The sequence below is a fragment of the Pontimicrobium sp. MEBiC06410 genome (assembly GCF_053601615.1).
In genome coordinates this window covers 18,392-42,527 of record NZ_JBSHNT010000144.1, presented here as the reverse complement: position 1 = coordinate 42,527, position 24,136 = coordinate 18,392, and the positions used below count along the sequence as shown (strand labels likewise).

Below are 24,136 nucleotides of genomic sequence, written 5' to 3'. Positions count from 1 at the left end.
GGAGTTTTAAAAAAACGTTTCTTACAACTTCTTTTTCTAACATGTATTATCATGTAGCTTAATTACATCAATAATGCTAAAGGATCTGGAAACTGGTAAGTGTAGTTTAGTAGCACTTTACTCTTTGTATTAGATACTATTTTATAACTAATAGTATCTTCTTGTATAAACTCAGGAGGTGTTAATTCTAGTTTTTTAGCGGCTAATGTGTAATATTCCTTACGTGTTGGATGCTGGTCTGCACACCCGTTAATAATTTCTCCCCATACATTTTGTTCTATTACAGATTGCATTAAACCAATACAATCGTCTCTGTGAATGATATTAACAGGAGCTTCTGCATTTTTAAGCTCTTTTTTATTTGCTAGAAATCTCCCGGGTTGACGGTCGTAGCCAACTAATCCTGAAAATCGTAGAATAGTTACGCGATTTTTTAAAACATCTTGAAGCTTTTGTTCTACTTTTAAAATTGCTAAACCTGAAGCTTTTTCTGGTGAAAGTTTTGAATCTTCTAACACCTCACTGTTAGTATTTTGATACACGGAAGTAGAACTTATAAAAATAACTTTTTGATGTTTTTCTATAAATGGTAAAATACGTTCTATTTGATCTAAATAACTATCTGCATTATTAGAAGCTCGTTTTGGTGGAATATTAATGATAACAACGTCACTTCCTAGAGTAAATTGAGAATATACTGTATCGTTTACCTCATCTAAGGTTAATAGGTATGGCTGTATTTCTACGGACTTTAATATCTTAATTTTTTCATCTGTAGTTGTAGACCCTTTAACTTTTATACCTTTCGACACAAAATTAATAGCTAAAGGCAACCCCAACCATCCACAACCCAAAACACTTATTTTTTTAGTTATCATTAAAAACTACTTTTTATTTTTTAGCTTCTGCTTAGTTACTATTTTACAATTAATGCTTTGGCTTCTTCTGCACTAATAATATGCTGTTTAACAAATCTATAAACGACATCTTTTGCCTCTGCATAAGACGTCTTGTAAATTCTATTTAGGTTTCTAAACTCTTTAGGATATTGTGCTAATAAAGTATCATAAAAATGATCTAATTCATTATTACTAGGCAATTCAAACTTCAGCTTTAATTGAAAACGTCTTAATAAAGCGGTGTCTATAACTCTAGAATGATTAGTAGCTGCTATTAACAAACTGGTATCTGGCAAATAATCTATTAACTGAATAATGGCATTTACTAACCGTTTCATCTCGCTAGAATCTTTTTCGTCATAATCTCTTATTCTACCTATATAATCAAACTCATCTATAAATAATACTGCTCTTTCTCTTTCAGCCTTTTTAAAAATGCTAGCTATATTTTTGGCTGTTTCACCTAATTTTGAAGAGACTATTTCTCCTAAATTTAAAATAACAATAGGTTTACTTAATGCTTTTGCAATAGCTTTTGCCGTTGTAGTTTTTCCGCAACCTGTGTGCCCAAATAACAATAGTTTATTATCTACAGGCAAATTATATTCTTTTAAAGCTTCAATATATTTAAACTCTTTTAGTAGTTGGTTTAATGCCCTTTTATTCTCCTCACTAAAATGAATATTTTCTAAAGGAATTACTGTTGATTTATCGTTAATTACTAAATTATAATTGTACATATCTTCTATGTCTTTATATTTACAAAGTTAACACTCCTAGTTAACATATAAATAACGTCTTTAAAGTGATTTATTAGAAAAAGGCATTCTAATAATACTTTTGGTATAATTAATTTATGAACTTATTATATATTTAACCAGAACATAAATAGAGTCACTATATAGACTTATATCTTAACTAAAGTTTAAGATATATTCTACCGTATTAAATACAAGACATTAAACATGCGTTATAAACAAATTAACAGTCGTTTATTTATAGAAAACAGACAACATTTTACTGCAAAAATGCATCAAAACACTATTGCTATTTTAACCTCTAACGATGTAAAACATACCAATACAGATGATGTTATGGGCTTTGCTCAAAACTCAGATTTATTTTACCTCTCTGGAATAGACCAAGAGGAAACTATTTTAGTGCTTTACCCAGACGCCTATAGTAATGTATATAGAGAACTCTTATTTGTAAAAGAAACTAACGAACATATTAAAATATGGGATGGTGAAAAACTTACAAAGGAAAAGGCTTCGGAGATTTCAGGAATTAAAAGAGTAGAATGGCTACAAGATTTTGAAAAAATATTACAATTAATAGCTTTTGAAGCTGATGGGTTTTACCTAGGACATAATGAACATATTAAGCGCCTAACGTACAACCAACAAACACAACAGGACCGAATGATTTTATGGTGCAAAGAAAAATATCCTTTACATCAATATTATAGAGTTTCAAAAATAACTAGAGCATTACGTACAGTAAAATCTAATATTGAGATTAAACTTATACAAAAAGCAATAGCTATTAGTATCACTTCTTTTAAAAGAGTATTAAAAAACTGCAACATTAATATTTACGAATACGAGTTAGAAGCCGAATTAATTTACAACTTAATAAAATCTGGAGCCTCTCGTCATGCTTTTAAACCTATTATTGCTTCAGGCAAAAATGCTTGTGCTTTGCATTATAATACTAATGATTCTATTTGTAATGATGGAGATATGGTGTTGTTAGATTTTGGTGTTAGTTATGCCAATTATAATAGTGATACTACCAGATGCTTCCCAGTAAATGGGAAGTTTTCAAAAAGACAAAAAGAGGTTTATTCTTCTGTATTGTACTGTTTAAAAGAAGGTAGCAAATTATTAAAACCAGGCGTAATACCATTAGAATATGAAGCAAAAATGGCTCGCATAGTTGAAAACCAACTGATACAATTAGGTTTATTAAATGAAACAGAAGTTGCAAATCAAGACCCTGAAAAACCATTATATAAAAAATACTTTATGCATGGCACTGCACATCATATAGGTTTAGATGTGCATGATGTAGGCTTATATTCTATCCCTTTAAAAGAAAACATGGTTGTAACCTGCGAACCTGGAATATACATTCCTGAAGAAGGTATAGGTTGCCGTTTAGAGAACAATTATTTAATAACTAAAGATGGTAATTGTAATTTAACAGAGGCTATGCCTATAGAAATAGAGGATATAGAAGCTTTAATGGCTAATTAATAATTGTGTTATTTTACCCAACTATCTATTATACTGTAAATTGTGTCTTGCTTTTCTGGCTCAAAGCTTTTTATTCTAGTCCTGTGATCTCCTTTTGGTTTAACAAATTTATAGAGCTCTCTATCTTTAGCAGTACTAGACAACTCTACTGCCGTAGAACTCCAAGCATCGTATTCTCCATAAATAAAAAGCATACGTTCTGCTGAGTCATCTAAAAATGTTTTTATTTCCTGCATTGGTTTAGTATCATACGCTTTAGAAACATCCTCTGGAAATGCCCAATCAAATTTATAAACCTCATCGGTTCCCAAATATTTTTTAAATGGCGCAGTTTCATAACCATAAATACCTTGTTGTGTTAATGCTGCCCAGAAATAGGGTTGTAAATTATCTACAGCCTTTGTTTCAAAAAAACCGTAACCTACTACATCTATTAAATGTTTGTATATCTCTTGAGGCGTTGCTTCTTGAGAAGGTATTTGTTCACTTTTTGTACCCCATTGCCAATAAGCAAAGGAGTATTCTAGAATAGTATAATCCATTGCTTTTTCTATTCCAAACTCCCAAGACATATTTTTCTCTTTAGCAGTCTCTTCTAATATTTTTTTAAGCGCTGCTCTATTCTCAAAACATAAATCTTGAAATGCCTTAATTTTGTCTCTTTCTTCCTCTGTCCCCACTGTTTCTAAAAAAGCATAGACTCTAGGGTCTTCTCTTTCGTAATTTAAAGGCCCTACATAACATACACATGCATCTACATTTTTTGGAAAAAACTTTCTATGTGCCATAGTTGTTTGGCAACCTTTAGATATTCCTGTTGTTATAAATTTAGACTTTGGGTATATGGCTGCTCTTATAGCATTTATAATATTTGCTTGATCTTTGGCTGCATTTTCTATGGTTAATGTATTCCAATCTATGGTTTCTGGTCTCGAGTTATTAAAGTAACGATGCTCTATTGTGAGTTGATTGGCTTTATAATGGTTTGCAAGTTCTCCAGATTTCTCTGTATAAATACCATAACCTTGTAACTCAACAAATACAGGAAGCGAATCGTTTTCAAATCCTAAATAAACTTTCTGTTTAAAGGTTCCTTTAGATGCATCAGAATAATCTACCGGTTGTTCAAACCATATCTCGTAATTTTCATCGAAATGACTTATTGTATCTCTTTTTTCGATTTTTACAACATTTTCTATATGTGCTAATTTTTCAAAATTAGAAGTATTGACCTCTTCTTTTTTTGTAGAACAGCTAGTAAATAATATTACCAATAGAACTAAATAAAAGTAACCAGAAATTTTCATAATCTTATTCGTTTTTTTATAACCGAGACTTTAAATATATAATAATTCATTTTTATAAGCTTAAAAAGCAGACTTGTTTGTTTACCTTAAAATAAAGCCCTTTTTCATAGGGTCATCAGGATCTATAACAAAGGTTTGCATTCCTGTAACATGTGCTGCACCTTCTACTTGTGGTATTACTGCTAAAAATGGGCCGTACTCTTCTTCAGAAATCACAGACCCTTTAAAAACAGAATTAGTAATGCTCTCAATCGTCATAACATCTCCATAGCTAATTTCGTTTCGCTTTTTATGTATTGCCATTCTACCAGAAACGCCAGAACCTGTAGGTGATCGGTCCACTTCGCCCTCTGCAAAAATGCAAACATTTCTACTATCGTTTCCAGAAAATTGTTTTGTGTTGTCTATAAAAATGGTGCCATACAAAAAACTTAAATCGTCTTCAAATGGGTGTAAAATAGATTTATCTGTCTTCATTACAGCTTCTTTAATATTCATACCTGTTTTTATTAATGCCCTGTATGATTTATTTGTTAAATCAAATTCAAAATTGTTCTTTGCCATATCTACATAAGCATAAAATGCCCCTCCATAAGCTAAATCGTATGTTACTTTTCCTAATCCTGCAACATCAACTACGCGATCTAAGCCAACAACAAAACTAGGCACACAATAAAATCTTACACTAATTACTTTCCCTTTTTCTACTTTAGCGTACGATGTTATACGGCCACAAGGCGCATCAATCTTTAATAAATTATCTCCTTCTACAACCTGTATCCAATGCATTTGTACTGCCAAAGTTGAAATAGCAATAATAGCATGACCACACATTGTAGAATACCCTTCGTTATGTAAAAAAATAATTCCAAAATCGCCATCATCATCATTTGGAGGTGTTAAAAGGCATCCGTACATATCTGCATGTCCACGAGGTTCAAACATTAATGCCGTTCTCAATACGTCATAATTTTCTTTACAATATCTTCTATACTCTAAAACGGAGTTCCCTTTTAACTCTGGAAAACCTTCTAGTATTACACGTAAAGGCTCTCCTCCTGTGTGCATATCTATCGTTTTTATCTGCAACCAGTTTGTTGGCGGAGTAAATACTGGGTTATTTAAAATATTTTGGTAAGTATTTTTAGGCATTTTTATATTGTTTATAGTAATAATTAGCAGCAGCAAGATCTTCTATAGCATGCCCAACAGATTTAAACACTGTAATTTCTTCTTCAGTTTTTCTTCCTTGCTTTATACTGGTACACAATTCAAACAAGTCGGCTTTTATATCCTTTTCATTTATAATTCCTTGCTTTAAAGGAATTACTATATCTCCACTCTCTTTTAATCCACCTTGGTAAGTATCTACATAAATAGAAGATTTCCTAATAACGTCGTTATCGGCTTCACGCATGTCTTTTTTATATGCTCCAACCAAATCTACATGTTGTCCTGCTTTTAAATGCGCTCCAAGAACTAAAGGCGTTTTAGATAAAGTTGCACAAGATATAATAGCAACGTCCTCTACTTGCTCTTCTATTGTTTTTATTGCTGTTACTTTAAATTCTTCTTGTTTTAATATTGCTGCTAACCGTTTTGCCTTATCAAAGTTTCGTCCCCAAATATAAACATCGGTAATAGGCCTAACAGCAGCATGTGCTTTTATTAAGTTTATAGACAAAGCGCCTGTACCAATCATAAGTAATGATGAAGACTCTTTTCTAGATAAATAGGACGATGCCAATGCAGAAGCTGCAGCCGTACGTTTAGCGGTTAAACTTTTGGCTTCTAAAATGGCTTTTATAGTTCCTTTTACAGCGTCTAAATAAATATAAGTGCCTTGTATAGATGGTAAATTAAATTTTGTATTTTCTGGACTAACTGTTACAATTTTAACGCCTGCATTTTCACTTGGTTGCCATGCTGGCATTAATAATAATGTAGTATCTTCTCCCGCTTTAGGGTTAGGAAAATCGTGATGATGACGCATTGGAGCTATTATACTTTTTGAAGAAAACACGCTTCTTAATTCTGATGTTAGCGCTAAGAAATTAGTATTTTCCTCAATAAAAGAATTACTTATTTGTACTATTCTATCCATGATTTAAAAGTACATAATTTCACACTAGCTCATTACTCATTTTTAATCTTAAACTGATACTTTTTTCGCCAAAAAGAGATTAAGTAATACGAAGTGAGTACATTCAATTTACACTTATAAACATTGAATTTCTTTAATACTATAGAATAATTTATATGTTATCGCGAATATCTTTTTCTATTACTTTCATGACATCTATTATCATATGATCGTCTTTAGAAGCCGTTGTAGCATTATTCATGACTTCTATAAAGCATTTGGTATAATGAATAACGTACTCATTTAACTTATCTTCTGCTATGTATTTTTTTGCGTCTACAACTATAAACAAAATAAGATTGTGTATTATTTTTTTCAAATCGGAAACTTTAATGACATCATTCATATTTTTGGCGCTATAAATTCAAGACTAACATAAACAACTAACAAACAGCAGATTAACCTAAAAGTTAGTTATAAGTATATTACTACAAATAAAAAATTATTGCGCGTTGCTAAAGAAAATAATATTACGGAAAGATAAAAATATCGATTAAAAGCATTTTTATACGTTGAAATAAAAACATGATTTTTATCATGTTATACAAACAACAAGGATTGTTACTTTGAGATTAATTTTTGTAAAAAATGAAAGTCCAACAATTATACACCAAATGTTTAGCAGAAGCTACTTATTACATAATGTCTAATAATGAAGCTGCAATTATAGATCCTTTAAGAGAAACTGAACCTTATTTAGATTTACTTAGATTAGACAAAGCAAAACTTAAGTATATATTTTTAACACACTTTCATGCCGATTTTGTTTCTGGTCACGTAGACTTGGCAGAAGCAACAGGTGCTACTATTATTTATGGACCTACCGCAAAAGCTGATTTTGAATTTTATGTTGGTAAAGACAATGAGCATTTTAAAATTGGAGATATAATTTTAAAATTATTGCACACACCTGGGCATACGCTAGAGTCTTCATCTTATTTATTAATTGATAAATTGGGCAAAGAGCATTGTTTATTTTCTGGAGACACCTTATTTATTGGAGATGTAGGCAGGCCAGATCTTGCTGTTACCTCTACAGTTACAAAAGAAGATTTAGCAGGGAATTTGTTTGAATCTCTACACAAAAAAATCATGCCACTTCCTAACGATATTATTATTTACCCAAATCATGGTAAGGGTTCTGCTTGTGGTAAAAACATGAGTAATAAAACGTTTGACACATTAGGCCACCAAAAACAAGTAAATTATGCTTTAAACCCCAACTTATCTAAAGACGATTTTGTACAGCTTGTTTTAGATGGACTAACAATGCCGCCTCAATATTTTCCAAAGAATGCACAATTAAACAAACAAATAAATAAAAATGTAAATCTGGTCATTACAGATGGATTATCTCCGTTATCTGCTCTAGAAACTAATAACTATATAACATCTAAAAAAGCATTAATCTTAGATGTTAGAACGGCTCAAGAATTCTGTGAAAGACACATTACAAACTCCATTTTTATAGGACTAAAAGGAGATTTTGCTCCTTGGGTAGGAGCTTTAATAGAAAATATAAATCAGCCTATAATTTTAGTAGCCACAAAAGGACAGGAAAAAGAAGCTATTACTAGGTTATCTAGAATTGGTTATGATAATGTATTAGGCTTTTTAGATGGCGGTGTAGACGCATGGCAAGCTAATAATTATGATACAAGTATAATTAAATCTTTAAATGCTAATGATAAATCTCTTTTACTAAAAGCTCCTTTTATTGATGTTAGAAGACCAAATGAATACGACACTAACCATGTTAAAAACGCCATTAACTTACCATTAAACACCATCTATAACCAACTTAATACACTAGATAAAAATAAATTTTACTTTATATACTGCGCGGGTGGATATCGTTCAGTAATAGCGACTTCAATTTTAATGCAAAAGGGCTTTACTAAACTTATTAATATTAATGGTGGATTTGCAGAAATATTAAAAAGTGAAATCCCTCTAGACAAATGCATTAAAAATTGTGATTCGTGCCTTTGTAATTAATATTTTTACAAAAAAGTATTATATAAATGAGCACATCCCATAAGTTGCAATTAAGCAAAGAAGATATGAAACAATTTGGTTATCAAGTAATAGATACCATTGTTGAGCATTTTGCAAATGAACATAATAAAAAACCAGTAACTCAGGCCTCTCGAGAAGAGATGGATTCTATGTTTAATATGGAAGTTCCAGTAGAGCCAATGCCGTATAATGATGTATTGGATTTGGTTGTAAATAAGGTACTCCCTAATAGTAATATTGTATCTCATCCAAAATCTTTTTCTTTTGTTCCTGGGCCAAGTAATTATGTAAGCGTTATGGCCGATACGCTAGCAACAGGTTTTAATATTTTTTCAGGAGGCTGGGCCGCTTCTCCTGCAGCAGCAGAGCTTGAGATTGTAACAATGAATTGGTTATTAAAACTTTTTAAATTTCCTGCTAAAAAAGGTGGAGGCATTTTTACTAGTGGTGGTTCTATGGCCAATTTAACCGCATTAGTAACTGCTAGAAGACAACGTTGTGGCGATGATTTTTCTAAAGCTATAATATACATGTCAGATCAAGCCCATTCATCTAACATTAAAGCTATTCGCGTATTAGGCTTTAAAAAAGAACAAGTTCGTATTATCCCTACCGATATAGAATTTAAAATGGCCATTAACAAACTTAAAAATGCTATTGCAAAAGATAGGTTAGAAGGTTTGCAACCCTTTTGTATTATAGCGTCTGCTGGCACAACAAATACAGGAACAGTAGACCCTTTAAATGAAATAGCGAAAATCTGTAAAAAAGAAAAGTTATGGTTTCATATTGATGGAGCATACGGTGCTGCAGCTATCCTATCAAAAAAAGGAAGTAGCCTGTTAAAAGGTATAGAAAAAGCCGATTCTTTAACCATAGATCCACATAAATGGCTTTTCCAACCGTATGAAATGGGATGCCTACTTGTACGCAATCATAAATGGCTAAGTCAAACATTTAGTGAAAAACCAGAATACCTTAGAGATATTGAAGGTAATACCTCCGAAATTAATTTTTACGATCATGGTATTCAACTTACTAGACGCTTTAGAGCCTTAAAATTTTATATGTCTCTTAAAACTTTTGGTTTAGAAGCCTTTAGAAAAGCTGTATCTTATAATATAGAGCTAGCAGAAAACACCGAAAATTTACTTCGAAAAAGCCCAAATTGGGAAGTGGTTTCTCCTGCCACACTTGCCGTAATTAATTTTAGATACAACCCAATAGGTAAGTCGTATTCAGAAAAAGAGTTAGATGCTTTAAATCAAATTATTTCTAAACAAGTTGTTGACTCTAGAGAAGCTTTATTGGTTACTACAGTGCTACAAAACCAGATAGTTTTACGTATGTGTTTAATTAACCCTAGAACAACGTTAAGCGATATAAAAGAAACATTAGAATTGTGCGAAAATGTTGTAGAAAAAATTATCTAATAAGCTGACAAAAGTCATATTTTCAAGTGTTTCATGGTTCTATCTTTGTTAGATAAAAGATGGATTTATCTTTTAATTCTTAAACTATATTACCATGAAACTACTCAAAAGAATTTCAATTTTACTATTTACATTATTTATAACAAATAGCTATGCGCAGCTTACAGTAGACGCAGAAATACGTCCACGATTTGAATACAGGCATGGTTTTAAAACACTCTTTCCAGATAATACAGATCCAGCAGCATTTGTATCGCAACGTACAAGATTAAATACGGGGTACAAAATGGAAAAACTAGATTTTTATATAAGTATACAAGATATTAGAGTATGGGGAGATGTTCCTCAATTAAACACCGCAGACAATAATGGTTTTTCTTTACATGAAGCTTGGGCAAAGATAGGGTTAACCGAACACACTGCCTTAAAACTAGGTAGACAAGAAATAGTTTACGATGACAGTAGATTTTTTGGAAATGTAAATTGGGCACAACAAGCAAGAAGTCATGATGTTGCTATGTTTAAATACAAAAAAGAAAAATTTAAATTAGATGTTGGTGTGGCCTTTAATCAAGATGGTGAAACATTAACAGAAACAACATTAAACACCAATACTTATAAAAGCTTTCAATATGCTTGGTTACATAAAGACTGGGAGCATTTCTCTGGAAGTCTTTTACTACTAAATAATGGTTTACAATTTATTGATGCTACAAATGCAGATAATAACGATACAAGATATAGCCAAACGATTGGATCGCATTTAAAATACAAAAAAGGAAAATTTGGGTTTGCAGGTAACCTATACTACCAATTTGGTAATGATGTTGCAGATAATTCTCTTAGTGCTTATTTATTAGGTTTAGAAACGTCCTACATGGCTTCAAGTAAAACAAAACTTGGCTTAGGGGTAGAATTACAAAGTGGTAATGATAATGGTGTTATTACTAATGGGGACAATAATGCCTTTACTCCTTTTTATGGTACTAATCATAAATTTAACGGGTTAATGGACTATTTCTATGTTGGAAACCATATTAATAATGTTGGTTTACTAGATCTACATGTAAAAGCCAATTTTAAATTTAATGAGACTTCTAATTTAAATGTTGCATTCCATAACTTTTCTGCTGCTGCAGAGTTTAACGACAAACAATTAGGAAACGAATTGGATTTAGTGTACTCTAAAAAACTTCAGCAATATGTAATATTAAAAGCTGGTTATTCTCACCTATTTGCTTCAGATGGAATGGAAGCTTTAAAAGGAAATATTGATGGAAACACTAACAATTGGGGTTGGGTAATGCTAGTTATAAAACCTACTTTATTTAAAAACGAACTACAGAAATCATGAAAATAGCTAATAAAAAAACAGTTGCAGATTTTGTGACAGAGAATATAAAAACAGCCGATGTTTTTAAAAAACATGGTATTGATTTTTGCTGTGGAGGCGGTATTACCATAGAGAAAGCTTGTGCTAAAAATAATGTAGACCAATCTCTTTTAGAACAAGAACTTTTAGATGTTACTAAAATTATAGATCGTGCATACGATTATGACTCATGGAGTTTAACATTTTTAATAGACCATATTATAAACGTACATCATACTTATGTTAAAGAGAGCCTACCTATACTTTCGCAATACGCAAACAAAGTTGCCAAAGTACACGGAAGTCACTACCCAAAATTGGTTACCGTAAACAAATTGTTTCATGAAGTGGCTAACGAGTTATTAGCTCATTTACAAAAAGAAGAACGAGTACTATTTCCATATATTAAACAAATGGAAGCTAATAACACCTCTAGCTCCTCTCCTTTTGGAAGTGTTAATAACCCAATAAAAATGATGGAACACGAACATGAAAATGCAGGAGGTATTTTTAAAGAAATTGCAGTATTAACAAATAATTATATGCCGCCAGAAGGGGCATGCAATACTTTTAAAGCTCTGTATGCTAAATTACAAGAGTTTGAAGAGGATTTACATAAGCATATACATTTAGAGAATAATATTTTACACCCAAAAGCGATTCTATTAGAAACCGAATTATTGGGCTAAAATTTATATTTTTTGGTTAGATAATAAGGAGCATCTAAATTAGATGCTCCTTATTATTTTGTAGAATAATATTCAATTAATTAAAGCGCTTAAACGCCTCTCTTTCTAACTCTTCTCTAAAATTAGGGTGTGCTATAGATATTAATGCTTTTGCTCTTTGTTTTAAACTTTTGCCAAATAAATTAACTACCCCGTACTCTGTAGCAACATAATGCACATGGGCTCTTGTAGTCGTTACCCCTGCGCCTTCTTTTAAATACGGTGTAATTTTAGAAATTCCCTTTGCTGTAACAGAAGGCATAGCAAAAATAGGTTTCCCTTGTTGTGAAAGTGCTGCTCCTCTTATAAAATCCATTTGCCCTCCTACTCCAGAATATTGATATTTACCTATAGTATCTGCACACACTTGCCCCGTAATATCAATTTCTATAGCACTATTAATTGCTGTAACTTTAGGGTTTAATTTTATAATAGAAGTATCGTTTGTATAGCCTGCCTCTTTAAAATGTACTAAAGGGTTATCATCAATAAAATCGTATAGTTTTTGAGATCCAACAGCAAAACAAGTAACTATTTTACCTGTTTTAATTTCTTTCTCTTCTCCTGTAATGATTCCTTTTTCTATTAATGGCAATATCCCATCAGAAAACATTTCTGTATGAATTCCTAAACGTTTATGGTGAGTTAAATTATGTAATACCGCATTAGGAATATTTCCTATTCCCATTTGCAACGTTGCCCCGTCGTCTATTAAACCTGCAACATGCTTCCCAATACTAGTTTCTATCTCTGAAGGAGTCCCTATACTAGAGCCATGAATTGGTGTATCTACTTCTATAGCGTAATCTATATTACGCACATGAATAATACCATCACCGTGCGTTCTAGGTACTTTTGGATTAATTTGCGCTATTACCGTTTTTGCGGTTTGAATTGCTGGTAATGTAATATCTACAGAGGTTCCTAAAGAGCAATAACCATGTTTATCTGGTGGAGAAACTTGAATAAAAGCTACATCTAAAGGGTAAATTTGTCTTCGGAATAGCCAATGGATTTCGCTCAAAAAAATAGGCACATAATCTCCATTATTTGAGTTTACTCCTTTTCTAACATTATCGCCAACAAAACAGCTTACTAGTTTAAAGGAGTTGCTATAGGGTTGCTCTAAATATTTTGCTTTACCGTGGGTATGAATTTGAATAATTTCGACACCTTTTATTTCATTATAGCGTTCGCATAAGGTATCTATCAACACATTTGGAGTCATTGCTGCTCCTTGAAAAAAAACTTTATCGTTAGATTTTACAATAGAAACTGCTCTCTCAGCAGTTACAATTTTTATGGTATTTGCACTCATTACTATTAAATTTAGAGTGCAAAGTTCTATTGAAAACCAAGTAGATTATATGATAAAAATCATATAGTCTATTAATTATTAACTAAATGTTGTTGTTTAAATTTCCCTTTACTTTTTCGAATTCTAACGGCAACAACTTTATATTCTGGGCACATGGCCTCAGAGTCATGTACATCTCCCGTAATATTATTAATCATGATTTCTGGAAAATGAAATGTAGTACTTAAAACACCAGGTTTAACCTCATCGGTAATACGTGCTTTTACATCTACTTTTCCTCTTGGTGATTCCAAACAAACATAATCGCCTTCGTTTATAAAATGAGACTGTGCATCATTTGGATGAATCATAAGGTAATCATCTTGAAGAATTTTTTCATTTGCAGTACGACGCGTCATCGCTCCACAGTTGTAATGTTCTAACTCTCTATTTGTTGTTAATATGTACGGATAGTCTTTAGCATGTTCTGTTAGTTCTACAGTTTCTTCCCAAGGGTTAAATTCAAAATACCCTTTTCCTCTTTTAAATTCTGTTGTATGTAATATTTGTGTATCTGTTCCATCTGGTGCCACTGGCCATTGTAAACCATTCTCTCCTAGACGCTCCCATGTTATCCCCGCAAAGAAAGGGACGATTTGAGAGATTTCTTCTAGCATACCATCTGGAGTATAATCGGGTTGCTTGTACCCCATTTTGTTCATTATATCAACTATAATTTGCCCATCTGGTTTACAGCCTTTTATTGGTTCTACAACTTGATGTACTGCTTGTACACGACGTTCTCCATTAGTAAAAGTTCCACTTTTTTCTAGAAAAGAAGCTCCTGGCAAAATAACATCTGCATGCTTCGCAGTTTCTGTCATAAATAACTCTTGGACTATTACTAAATCTGTAGCTTCTAGCGCTTTTATTACTTTTTGAGTATTTGGGTCTGTTTGTACCACATCTTCCCCAATAATCCAAATAGCTTTTAATTCTCCGTTTAAAGCCGCATCAAACATTTCAGGGATTTTATAACCAATTTGCTTTGGTACTTCTACACCATAAAATTCGTTATATTTTTTGTTTATTTCATCTTTAGTGACGTCTAAATAACCTGCGCCTTGATGTGGTTGCACTCCCATATCTGCAGAACCTTGTACATTATTTTGCCCTCGTAATGGATTTACTCCAACACCTTGCCTTCCTATGTTTCCTGTAAGCATAGCTAAATCTGCTATTTGCATTACTGTAAATGTACCTTGAGAATGTTCTGTAACGCCTAAACCATGAAATGACATTGCATTTGGAGCTTTTGCGTATGCTATGGCAGCTGCTTTAACGTCTTCTCTATCGACTCCCGAAACTTGTTCTAGCTTATCTATATCTATTTTTAATAATGCTTCCTTATAATCTTCATAACCTTCTGCTCTAGTTTCAATAAATGAAGTGTCTACTAGATTTTCTGTAATGATATAATACATCATCATATTTAGTACGGCTACGTTGGTTCCAGGACGTAATGCTAAATGGTGTGTTGCATATTTAGCTATCTCTGTTCGTCTAGGGTCTATAACAATAGATACGTTTCCAGATTTCATAGCAAACTGTTTCAGTTTAGCTCCTGTTACTGGGTGTGCATCTGTAGGGTTTGCCCCGATAACCATAATGCAGTTAGTGTGCTTTAAATCTTCTATAGAATTTGTAGCTGCTCCAGTACCAAAAACACGTTGCATACCTAAAGCTGTTGGCGAATGGCATACTCTTGCACAACCATCTATATTATTAGTTTGTATAACCGCTCTAAAGAATTTTTGCATTAAATAATTTTCTTCGTTAGTACATCTAGACGAAGATATTCCTGCAATAGAATCTGCTCCAAAGTTCTTTTTATATCCCGTAAGTTTAGAAGCAATATATGTATATACCTCATCCCAACTTACTTTTTCAAACACACCATTTCGCTTAATCATAGGAGCGTTTAATCGGTCTGGATGATCATAGAATTTAAACGCATAACGCCCTTTAAGGCAAGTGTGTCCTTGATTAACTTCTGCATCATAGGGCGCTTGAATACTTAAAATTTCGCCATTAGTTGTTGCCACTTCCAAATTACACCCTACACCACAGTATGTACATATAGTTCGTGTTGTTTCTGTTGCTTTTATGGCCTTAGATTGAAACACATCTGAGATTGCAGATGTAGGGCATGCTTGCGAACAGGCGCCACAACTTACACAGTCTGACTCCATAAACGACGTATCTAACCCTTTGATTATTTTAGTATCAAAACCACGGCCAGACATGTTTAATACAAATTCTCCTTGGACTTCATCGCAGGCACGAACACATCTATAACAGTTTATACATTTTGATAAATCTGAAGTCATGTACGGGTGACTTGTATCTTTTTCTCTATCTAGATGGTTTTCTCCTTCTGGATACCTTACTTCTCGAATGCCTACTTGAGCTGCTACGGTTTGCAATTCGCAATTTCCATTTACTTCGCAGGTTAAGCAATCTAACGGGTGGTCTGTTAATACAAGTTCTATAATATTTTTACGCAAAGCTTTTACTGCTTCTGTGCTTGTGTATATGTATTGCCCTTCTGAAGCTGTTGTGTGGCAAGATGCTACTGTTTTTAGTGGTCCATTTTCTTGTAATGCTACTTCAACACTACATACACGGCATGATCCAAAAGGGTCAAGGTTTGGCGCATCGCACAAAGTAGGGATTAAGCCCTTCTCTTTATATCGTTTAACAAAAGATAATATGGTTTCTCCTTCAACTATTTCAAACTCTTGATTGTCTATGTATGCCGTTTTCATCTTCATTTAGGTTTTAGTTGAAATATGTTTTTAATTCTTCTTCAAAATATTGCATAGCATTTTTAACTGGAAGTGGTATTCCGCCGCCATGCGCACACAATGATCCTTCTGCTAGTGTTGTTAAAAGGTCATTAAATAAAGTTCTGTCTATTTTATAATCTGTTTGTGTTGCTTTAGTTAGTAATTCATGACCTCGTTTGGTTCCTAATCTACAAGGGAAACATTTTCCACAACTTTCATAAGCAGCAAAATCAAATAAGTGTTCTAAAAATTGTATCATAGGAAAACTTTCAGGAATGCTTACTACAGAGGCATGCCCTAATAGAAATCCTTCTTTAGAAAACGATTCAAAATCCAGTGTTAAATCTGCTATTTTAGATATTGGTACTAAACCTCCTAAAGGCCCTCCTATTTGTAACGCTTTTACTTTTTCTTTAAACCCTCCTCCTAATTCGTTTATTACCACTGTTAATGGTGTCCCCATTTCTACTTCGTATAATCCTGGTTTATTAAAAAAACTATCTAATGACACTAATTTTGTTCCAGATGAACGTTCGGTACCTAATTGCTTCCATGCGTTTCCTCCATTAACAATGATATAGTGTACTGCCGCCAAAGTCTCTACATTGTTTACCACTGTAGGTTTGTTAAAAAGTCCTTTTTGTGCAGGATATGGTGGTCGTACACGTACTTCTGGACGTTGGCCTTCTATAGAGTTTATTAATGCTGTTTCCTCCCCACAGATATACGATCCTTGTGCTTGAATAATTTTAAGATTGAAAGAGAAACCGCTATTAAAAATATTATTACCTATAATTCCTTCTTCTCTTAGTTTGTCTATTGCTTCTTGAACAACAAGTACGGCTTCTGGATATTCTGCTCTAATGTATAAAATCCCATAATTTGCTTGGGTTACATATCCAGAAATTAGCATTCCAAATAAAACAGAATGAGGCCTTTCTTCTAGTAAATAACGATCTGAATATGCTCCTGGGTCTCCTTCGTCTGCATTACATATTATAAATTTAGTGTCATTATCTTGATTTTTACAGAACTCCAATTTTAAGCCCATAGGAAAACCTGCTCCTCCACGACCTCTAATATTTGCTGTTTTTATTTCTTCTAAGACTTTAGATGGATCTTTTTTTAATGCGTCTTTAAAAGGGGCATAATAATCTTGAAGGTTTGTAAAAGGCTGCGTAAGTATTGCTTTTCCACTGGCTTTTACATGATAGTTATCTTTATTTAAACTAGGTGAATTCTTAATAATTTCATCGACTTTGTTTATAGCCTCTCCTGAATAATTTTTCTTGTCGTAATGAAATGCATTATTTTCGTGGCAACGTCCTAAACATGTCATGTGTCCAATTTCGTCTCCTTGAAAATGATTTTTTAATGTTTCTATAACTTGATCTTGAGTTCCTGCACAAACACAGGCTGTCCCATTACATACGTATACTTTTTTCCCTTTGTTTTCGGGTTTTAAAAAATCGTAAAAACTTGCTGTTCCATAAGTATGTGCTTTTCCTATCAAAAATTCATCTGCTAGTTTAGCTAATTCTTCATCGTTTGGCGTTCCATCTGTTTTGGCAGTTTCACCCAATCGCTGAAAGAGGTTATCTTTTAATCCTTTTCTTCCTAATAATTCACTTAGATTATCTGACATATACTTTTGATTGCTAGTTTTTTTTATTCAATTGTTATTGATGACTTTTTATCTACATTTAATCTGTTTACATGCGAATAACAGGTTGCTCTTCCATCTCTACAAAACCCAAATAATGTAATTCCAAATTCTTTTGCATAGTCTACTGCTAATGATGATGGTGCTGAAACAGCTGCTAAAAAAGGAAGCTTCGCTTTAAAGCATTTCATAATTATTTCGTACGAAACACGCCCACTTACTGTTAATATTTTTGCTTCTTTAAGCTGCTTAGATACTATAAGTTCTCCTATTACTTTATCTACGGCATTGTGCCTTCCTATATCTTCCATTACACATATTAACCTTCCATCTATAGTAAAAGCTGCTGCTGCATGTGTTCCTCCAGATTTATTAAAGTCGTGTTGTAAAACATTCATTTTATTAAAAAGACTAGGTATTAAATCACTATCTATTCTTTTATTCGCGTTGTTAGGAGTATACTTAAAATTAAGTTCTGCTAACTCCGTTCGGCCACAAATACCGCAAGATGATACGGATAGCATGCTTCTACTGTTAGCATAACCATTCCCCAATTCATTTTCGGGAACAGTAATATTGGCTATGGTAATTATAGAGGCTTTATTTTCTTTTTTTAGAACAATTTCTGGGTTAAATAGTTTATTGGTAATAAGGTCTTCTGAATGTAACAATCCACGAATTAAACTCTCGTCATTCCCCGGAGTTCTCATGGTTACTGTAAAGGGTTTACCATTTATATTTATTTGCAACGCTTCTTCTACGGTAAGAGCATCTATGGTAGTTTCTACCGTATCTGCCATAATCTTTTTACCGTTGTAGTTGCGTATTGTCATAAAATAGTATGTAATAACATCGTTTTACACAAAGTTACTAGAAATTATTATAAGTTATTTGTTAAAATTCTACAGGTCTCTTTAACTTTTTAACTTAATATCAATTGTTTAAAACAATCCAGAGATTACCCCATTATTATCTATGGTAATATTTTCTGAAGCTGGGTGTGCTGGTAATCCTGGCATTCTCATCATGTTACCTGTAATTGGTATTACAAACCCTGCTCCTGCTGCTATCTCTATTTCTCGAACTGTTATAGTAAAGTCTTTAGGTCTTCCTAATAACTTTGGATCGTCTGATAGTGATTTTTGGGTTTTTGCTATGCAAACAGGCAGATTATCTAGTTTTAAATTTTCTATTGTTCTTAAATCCTTTTTAGCTTTTGCTGTGTACTCTACATGTTTTGCTCCATATATTTTTGTTGCTACTGCTTTTATTTTAGACTTCACATCCATTTCCCAATTATATATAGGTGTAAACTGAGAGGTTGATGCTTCTACTACGTCTACTACATGTTGTGCTAAGTCTAAAGCGCCTTTTCCTCCTTTTGCCCAGACTTCTGCTAATGCTACACGAATATTATTCTCTTTGGCATACGTTTTTATTACCTCTATTTCTGCATCTGTATCCGAAAGAAATTTATTAATGGCTATCACTGGTGTAATTCCAAATTGCTTTACATTCTCTATATGCTTTTCTAAGTTTGGCAATCCGTTTTTTAAAGCGTCTACATTTTCTTCTGTTAGGCTTTTTAAATCTGCCCCTCCATGATATTTTAATGCTCTTATAGTTGTTGTTAACACTACTGCTTTTGGTGAAATCCCTGCACTTTGGCATTTTATATCTAAAAACTTCTCTGCTCCAAGGTCTGCTCCAAATCCAGCTTCTGTAACCGTATAATCTGATAAAGACATTCCCATTCTAGTTGCTATAACCGAATTAGTGCCTTGCGCAATATTTGCAAAAGGTCCTCCATGAATAATTGCTGGATTGCCTTCTATAGTTTGTACTAGATTAGGTTTTACTGCGTCTTTTAAAAGTGCAGCCATTGCGCCTTCTACTTTTAAATCTCTTGCGTATACTGGTTTTTTATCGAAAGTATAACCAATGAAAATATTACCTAAGCGTTCTTTTAAGTTTTCTAAATCGTCTGCTAAACATAAAATAGCCATGATTTCTGAGGCTGCAGTAATATCGAAACCTGTTTCTCTTGGCACGCCTGAAGTTGTTCCACCAAGTCCTATTACAATATTACGAAGTGCTCTATCATTCATATCCATAACACGTTTCCATGTTACTGTTCTAGCATCAATTCCTAGAGAATTCGTTTTACTTTGAATATTGTTGTCTATAACTGCTGCTAATAAGTTATGTGATTTTTCTATAGCCGAAAAGTCTCCTGTAAAATGTAAATTAATATCTTCCATTGGAAGCACTTGCGAATAACCGCCTCCTGTTGCTCCTCCTTTTATTCCAAAAACTGGCCCTAGAGAAGGTTCTCTTAACACCACTGTTGTTTGCTTTCCTAATTGATTTAATCCTTCAGACAGTCCAATAGACATTGTTGTTTTTCCTTCTCCTGCTGGAGTCGGAGATATTGCCGTTACTAAAACAAGATTACTCTTTTTTACTTTTTCATGATCAATAATAGTATGTGGTAATTTAGCTTTGTATTTACCATACATATCTATATCGTTGCTGTTTAATCCTAATTTTTTAGCAATTTCACTGATGTGCTTTAATTCTATTTTTTTGGCAATGTCTAAATCTGTCATCGGTATTGTTTTTTTGGTTTTTGAAGATAGTATTTTTATCTCGATTATTTCTATTTTATTTACCCTCCTATTGTAATCATGCTTCTATTTTTAGAGTGTAATTGAGGTGTTTTTAATTTTTCTAAAGTATTCATACCGCCTCTTACTTTTAATTTTGCTGTTATAGATTCTTGAATTATTGCTGTTATATCCTTACCTGAACGCAATGCTGTAAGTAAATCGGACTCTGAGTTTGAAAACAAGCAATTTTTAAGTTGTCCGTTTGCTGTTAATCGTAGCCTATTACAAGAATCGCAAAATGGATTTGTTACAGAGCTTATAATTGCAAAAGATCCTTTGTAATTTTTAATCCCATAATTTTTAGAGGTATCATGTAATGCATCTTCAAGACGCGTTACATTTAAAGCTGGAAATGTTGCAAAAACAGTATTCATAATAGCATCTAAAGACACCATTTTTTTAAGATTCCATTGATTGCCATCAAAAGGCATAAATTCTATAAAACGAACTACAATAGGAAGCTCTTTTGTTAGATTAATAAAGTCGATGATTTCATTATCGTTAAAATCTTTTATTAATACTACATTTACCTTTACATTAAATCCTTCTTTAACAAGAAGTAAAATATTATCGTATACTTTTTTAAAGTAATCTCTTCGGGTAATTTGTTTAAATTTTTCTCTATCTAGAGAGTCTAAGCTAACATTAATATTATTAATGCCGTAAGTTTTAAACGTCTGGATATATTTGTCTACTATTATAGCATTAGTGGTTATCGCTAGTGCTACGGGTAATGTTGCTAATTTTTCTAAAATTATAGGGGCATCTTTTCTAACCAAGGGTTCTCCTCCTGTTAACCTTATTTTTGTAACACCATGTGCTACAAATGTTTTTGCAATGGTATAAATTTCTTCGGGCGTCATTAAATGCGCTTTTGGAGATAGTTTAATACCTTCTGCAGGCATACAATATGTACATCTTAAATTACAGCGCTCTGTAAGAGAGATGCGCAAATATTGGTGTGCTCTTCCAAAAGTATCGGTTAATATGTTTTGGTCTTTATTCATGAATCGTGTCTTGCGCCCTTAAAAATTCTGAAAACATGCAGTAAAGAAGGAAATATTGCATCCATGGATTCTTTTGCTCCATTGGTAGAGCCTGGTAATGCTAGTACTAATGTATCTTTAAATGTTCCTGCAACACTACGCGACAGCATAGAATATGGCGTTCTATCTTGCCCATAACTTCTAATGGCTTCTTCTATTCCTGGAATGTTTCTATCTAACAATGGTTGTAATGCTTCTGGAGTAACATCTCGCTTAGACAAGCCTGTACCACCTGTATATATAATTAAATCTACTCCTTGTTCTTGATAGTGTTTTGCTTTGTCTTGAATACTTTCTTTTTCATCTGGAATAACAATATAATCTGCAATTGCTACATTACTTTCTTCTAGCTTTTTTATAATCGCTTTTCCTGCTTTATCTTCTTTTTGTCCAGCAGAAATTGTATCTGAACAGACAATTACTGCTGCAGTGATGTCTTTTCTAAAACGGTCTTTAAAATCGGACTTCCCTCCTTTTTTTGATAATAATTTAATTTGATGTATTTCTATGCCTTTATCTATAGGTTTTAGCATATCGTACATATTTAGCGCAACTATACTTGCGCCATGCATGGCTTCTACCTCAACGCCTGTTTTATAAATCGTTTTTATTGTGCATAGCACAGTTATTTCTAAGCCATTAATGTTATAGTCTATTCCAGTATACTCAATAGGTAGTGGGTGACAGTCTGGTAATAATTCTGGTGTTTTTTTTACGCCTAACAACCCTGCTGCTTTACTCATAGCAAATACATCCCCTTTCGGAACTGTTTTTTCTAAGATAGCTGTAATTGTTTCTTGTTTACTTACACGAACTATTGCTTGTGCTGTTGCAATGCGGAGTGTATTGGTTTTATGTGTAATATCTACCATTTGTAATTATCTATTATCTTAATGTGCTTCTTTTGTAATTAACAACAAGTTATGAATTTGCTTTCCATTGGTGCGTATTGTCTTCAAAAATCTCTTTTCCAAAAACTGGCACTTGTGTTTTTATTTCTTCTACAATGTATTCTATTGCTTTAAAAACTTCTTTTCTTCTTGGAGAAGATACAAATACAAACAAACACAATTCTCCTGCTTTTACATGCCCTAAACTGTGGTATATATGCATACATGTTAGGTTAAATTTTTCGAAAGTAGCTTCACGTATTTCGTGAAATTTTTTATTTGCCATATCTTCATAAGCAGTGTATTCTATAGAGGCTACAACACGGCCATCTACTTCGTCTGCTCGTACTTGTCCTAAAAAAATATCATGCGCACCTATTGTTGTTTTAGATTGGTGTTTAGCAATAGAATTACCTATAAACTCAGCAGAGATAGGCCCTTGTATAAATACGTTTTTCGCTTTTTTATGTTCTTTCATCTTTTATGTAACTTTTGTAATATTTAATGCCTCTTCTAAACTTGAAGCGCCTTCTGTTAAACTGTAACAATTTGTAATATGGTATTGTTGCAATAATGCTACGGCTTTTTTACTTCGCATTCCAGATTGACAGAATAATATGTTTTCTTTTATAGGGTTAATGCTATGTATATGCTCTTTTAACTGACTTAATGGAATATTAATACAATTAACAGCTTTAATTTTAGGTAATTCGTGTGCTTCTCGTACATCTATAAATTGTACATTTTTCTTTTGCAGCACTTCTGCTATAGTAATCTCTATTGTTTTTGTTTTACAACTAAATTCTAATGCCTGCTTTTGAAATTGAGTAATAACTTTATCGTAGTTTGCTTCCTCGCTTTTTTGAATGCTAATGGTATGAGATTGCATTGTTAATGCATTGTAATATAATATTTTTCCAGATAGCACATGCCCTATTTTTAATAGAATTTTTAAGGCTTCGTTTGCTTGCATGGCTCCTATAATTCCTGGTAAGACTCCTAAAACACCTATTTCTGAGCAATTAGGGATTGCATTTGCTTTAGGGTAATTTGGAAACAGACAACGATAGCTAGGTCCGTTTTTATAATTAAAAACAGCAACTTGCCCTTCAAACTTATAAATAGCTCCATATACTAATGGTTTTTTAGTAATGATAGAGGCATCGTTTATTAAGTAACGGGTATTGAAATTATCGGTTCCGTCAATGATAAGATCATATTTTTCAAACAGAGTAATAACATTAGTAGTTGTTAGCTTTTCTGTATAGGCATGGATTGTTATGGTATCGTTTAAATCTTCAAGTCGTTTTTTTGCTGCCAACGCTTTATATTTTCCCAAAGAAGAAGTTCCATATAATACTTGACGTTGTAAATTAGACTCATCTACAACATCATGATCTATAATACCTAAAACACCAATTCCTGCAGCACATAAGTATTGCAGAATAGGGCATCCTAAACCTCCTGCACCGACTACCAATACCTTAGAGTCTAAAAGTTGTTGTTGTCCTTTAGCTCCTATTCCTGGTAATATAATATGTCTGTTATATCTAGTCATGCTTC

Annotated in this window: 20 protein-coding genes; 5 read left to right on the top strand and 15 right to left on the bottom strand. The window is 32.8% G+C overall.

All coding sequences use genetic code 11. The features are described 5' to 3' along the window. Window positions 1–62: 62 nt before the first annotated feature. Together ACVC08_RS05660 and ACVC08_RS05655 are read right to left on the bottom strand one after the other, a co-directional pair. Entirely contained in the window at window positions 63–878 is an 816-nt protein-coding gene (locus tag ACVC08_RS05660) for an NAD(P)-binding domain-containing protein (protein WP_452601339.1), read from the bottom strand. Window positions 879–916: 38 nt separating this feature from the next. Continuing rightward, window positions 917–1,639 carry an AAA family ATPase gene (locus tag ACVC08_RS05655; RefSeq protein ID WP_452601338.1) on the bottom strand — a complete coding sequence of 241 codons (723 nt, stop codon included), beginning with the start codon at window positions 1,637–1,639 and terminating at the stop codon, window positions 917–919. Between the two features lie 225 nt (window positions 1,640–1,864). Here ACVC08_RS05655 and ACVC08_RS05650 point away from each other — a divergent pair, with 225 nt between their 5' ends. Continuing rightward, entirely contained in the window at window positions 1,865–3,157 is a 1,293-nt protein-coding gene (locus ACVC08_RS05650; protein WP_452601337.1) for an aminopeptidase P family protein, read from the top strand. A gap of 8 nt (window positions 3,158–3,165) precedes the next feature. Here ACVC08_RS05650 and ACVC08_RS05645 read toward each other — a convergent pair whose 3' ends face one another. From ACVC08_RS05645 to ACVC08_RS05630, 4 genes are all read right to left on the bottom strand, one after another. Beyond that, complete coding sequence (locus ACVC08_RS05645) at window positions 3,166–4,464, bottom strand: S28 family serine protease (protein ID WP_452598246.1); 1,299 nt, start codon at window positions 4,462–4,464, stop codon at window positions 3,166–3,168. An 81-nt stretch (window positions 4,465–4,545) separates the two neighbouring features. Continuing rightward, window positions 4,546–5,616: a proline racemase family protein gene (locus ACVC08_RS05640; protein ID WP_452601336.1), complete on the bottom strand. Its 1,071-nt coding sequence runs from the start codon at window positions 5,614–5,616 to the stop codon at window positions 4,546–4,548. Further along, the gene (locus ACVC08_RS05635) at window positions 5,609–6,568 is read right to left on the bottom strand and encodes an ornithine cyclodeaminase family protein (RefSeq protein WP_452601335.1); all 960 of its coding nucleotides are present in this window, start codon (window positions 6,566–6,568) and stop codon (window positions 5,609–5,611) included. Before ACVC08_RS05635 ends, ACVC08_RS05640 begins: the two co-directional genes overlap by 8 nt. A gap of 151 nt (window positions 6,569–6,719) precedes the next feature. Then, window positions 6,720–6,953 (bottom strand): hypothetical protein, encoded by a 234-nt coding sequence (locus ACVC08_RS05630; RefSeq protein ID WP_452601334.1) that lies wholly within the window; start codon window positions 6,951–6,953, stop codon window positions 6,720–6,722. A gap of 242 nt (window positions 6,954–7,195) precedes the next feature. On the opposite strand from ACVC08_RS05630, the gene ACVC08_RS05625 reads away from it, so the two are divergent. The 4 genes from ACVC08_RS05625 to ric all read left to right on the top strand — a co-directional run bounded on the left by ACVC08_RS05625 (window position 7,196) and on the right by ric (window position 12,120). Then, on the top strand, window positions 7,196–8,605 hold the full coding sequence (locus ACVC08_RS05625; RefSeq protein ID WP_452601333.1) for an MBL fold metallo-hydrolase: 1,410 nt from the start codon (window positions 7,196–7,198) through the stop codon (window positions 8,603–8,605). A gap of 26 nt (window positions 8,606–8,631) precedes the next feature. Continuing rightward, window positions 8,632–10,059 (top strand): pyridoxal phosphate-dependent decarboxylase family protein, encoded by a 1,428-nt coding sequence (locus ACVC08_RS05620; protein WP_452601332.1) that lies wholly within the window; start codon window positions 8,632–8,634, stop codon window positions 10,057–10,059. Window positions 10,060–10,153: 94 nt separating this feature from the next. Further along, on the top strand, window positions 10,154–11,413 hold the full coding sequence (locus ACVC08_RS05615; protein ID WP_452601331.1) for an alginate export family protein: 1,260 nt from the start codon (window positions 10,154–10,156) through the stop codon (window positions 11,411–11,413). Beyond that, a complete protein-coding gene (ric, locus tag ACVC08_RS05610) occupies window positions 11,410–12,120 on the top strand; it encodes an iron-sulfur cluster repair di-iron protein (RefSeq protein ID WP_452601330.1) in 711 nt (236 codons plus the stop codon). Before ACVC08_RS05615 ends, ric begins: the two co-directional genes overlap by 4 nt. Window positions 12,121–12,196: 76 nt before the next feature. Here the strand turns inward: ric and ACVC08_RS05605 are convergent, their stop codons facing one another. The 9 genes from ACVC08_RS05605 to moeB all read right to left on the bottom strand — a co-directional run bounded on the left by ACVC08_RS05605 (window position 12,197) and on the right by moeB (window position 24,131). Then, window positions 12,197–13,477, bottom strand: a complete 1,281-nt coding sequence (locus ACVC08_RS05605; protein ID WP_452601329.1) for an acetyl-CoA hydrolase/transferase family protein — start codon at window positions 13,475–13,477, stop codon at window positions 12,197–12,199. Between the two features lie 71 nt (window positions 13,478–13,548). Continuing rightward, the gene (gene fdhF, locus ACVC08_RS05600; protein WP_452601328.1) at window positions 13,549–16,284 is read right to left on the bottom strand and encodes a formate dehydrogenase subunit alpha; all 2,736 of its coding nucleotides are present in this window, start codon (window positions 16,282–16,284) and stop codon (window positions 13,549–13,551) included. A gap of 13 nt (window positions 16,285–16,297) precedes the next feature. Then, window positions 16,298–17,950, bottom strand: a complete 1,653-nt coding sequence (locus ACVC08_RS05595; protein WP_452601327.1) for an NADH-ubiquinone oxidoreductase-F iron-sulfur binding region domain-containing protein — start codon at window positions 17,948–17,950, stop codon at window positions 16,298–16,300. A gap of 23 nt (window positions 17,951–17,973) precedes the next feature. Then, window positions 17,974–18,801, bottom strand: coding sequence for a formate dehydrogenase accessory sulfurtransferase FdhD (gene fdhD, locus ACVC08_RS05590; protein ID WP_452601326.1), 828 nt, complete (start codon window positions 18,799–18,801; stop codon window positions 17,974–17,976). A gap of 108 nt (window positions 18,802–18,909) precedes the next feature. Further along, window positions 18,910–20,577, bottom strand: coding sequence for a formate--tetrahydrofolate ligase (locus ACVC08_RS05585; RefSeq protein WP_452601325.1), 1,668 nt, complete (start codon window positions 20,575–20,577; stop codon window positions 18,910–18,912). 59 nt (window positions 20,578–20,636) lie between these two features. Then, window positions 20,637–21,644 carry a GTP 3',8-cyclase MoaA gene (moaA, locus tag ACVC08_RS05580; RefSeq protein ID WP_452601324.1) on the bottom strand — a complete coding sequence of 336 codons (1,008 nt, stop codon included), beginning with the start codon at window positions 21,642–21,644 and terminating at the stop codon, window positions 20,637–20,639. After that, entirely contained in the window at window positions 21,641–22,555 is a 915-nt protein-coding gene (gene moaCB, locus ACVC08_RS05575; protein ID WP_452601323.1) for a bifunctional molybdenum cofactor biosynthesis protein MoaC/MoaB, read from the bottom strand. The genes moaA and moaCB overlap by 4 nt, the downstream gene beginning before the upstream one ends. A gap of 49 nt (window positions 22,556–22,604) precedes the next feature. Then, window positions 22,605–23,051 (bottom strand): molybdenum cofactor biosynthesis protein MoaE, encoded by a 447-nt coding sequence (locus tag ACVC08_RS05570; RefSeq protein ID WP_452601322.1) that lies wholly within the window; start codon window positions 23,049–23,051, stop codon window positions 22,605–22,607. A gap of 3 nt (window positions 23,052–23,054) precedes the next feature. After that, the gene (moeB, locus tag ACVC08_RS05565) at window positions 23,055–24,131 is read right to left on the bottom strand and encodes a molybdopterin-synthase adenylyltransferase MoeB (protein ID WP_452601321.1); all 1,077 of its coding nucleotides are present in this window, start codon (window positions 24,129–24,131) and stop codon (window positions 23,055–23,057) included. Window positions 24,132–24,136: the final 5 nt, after the last annotated feature.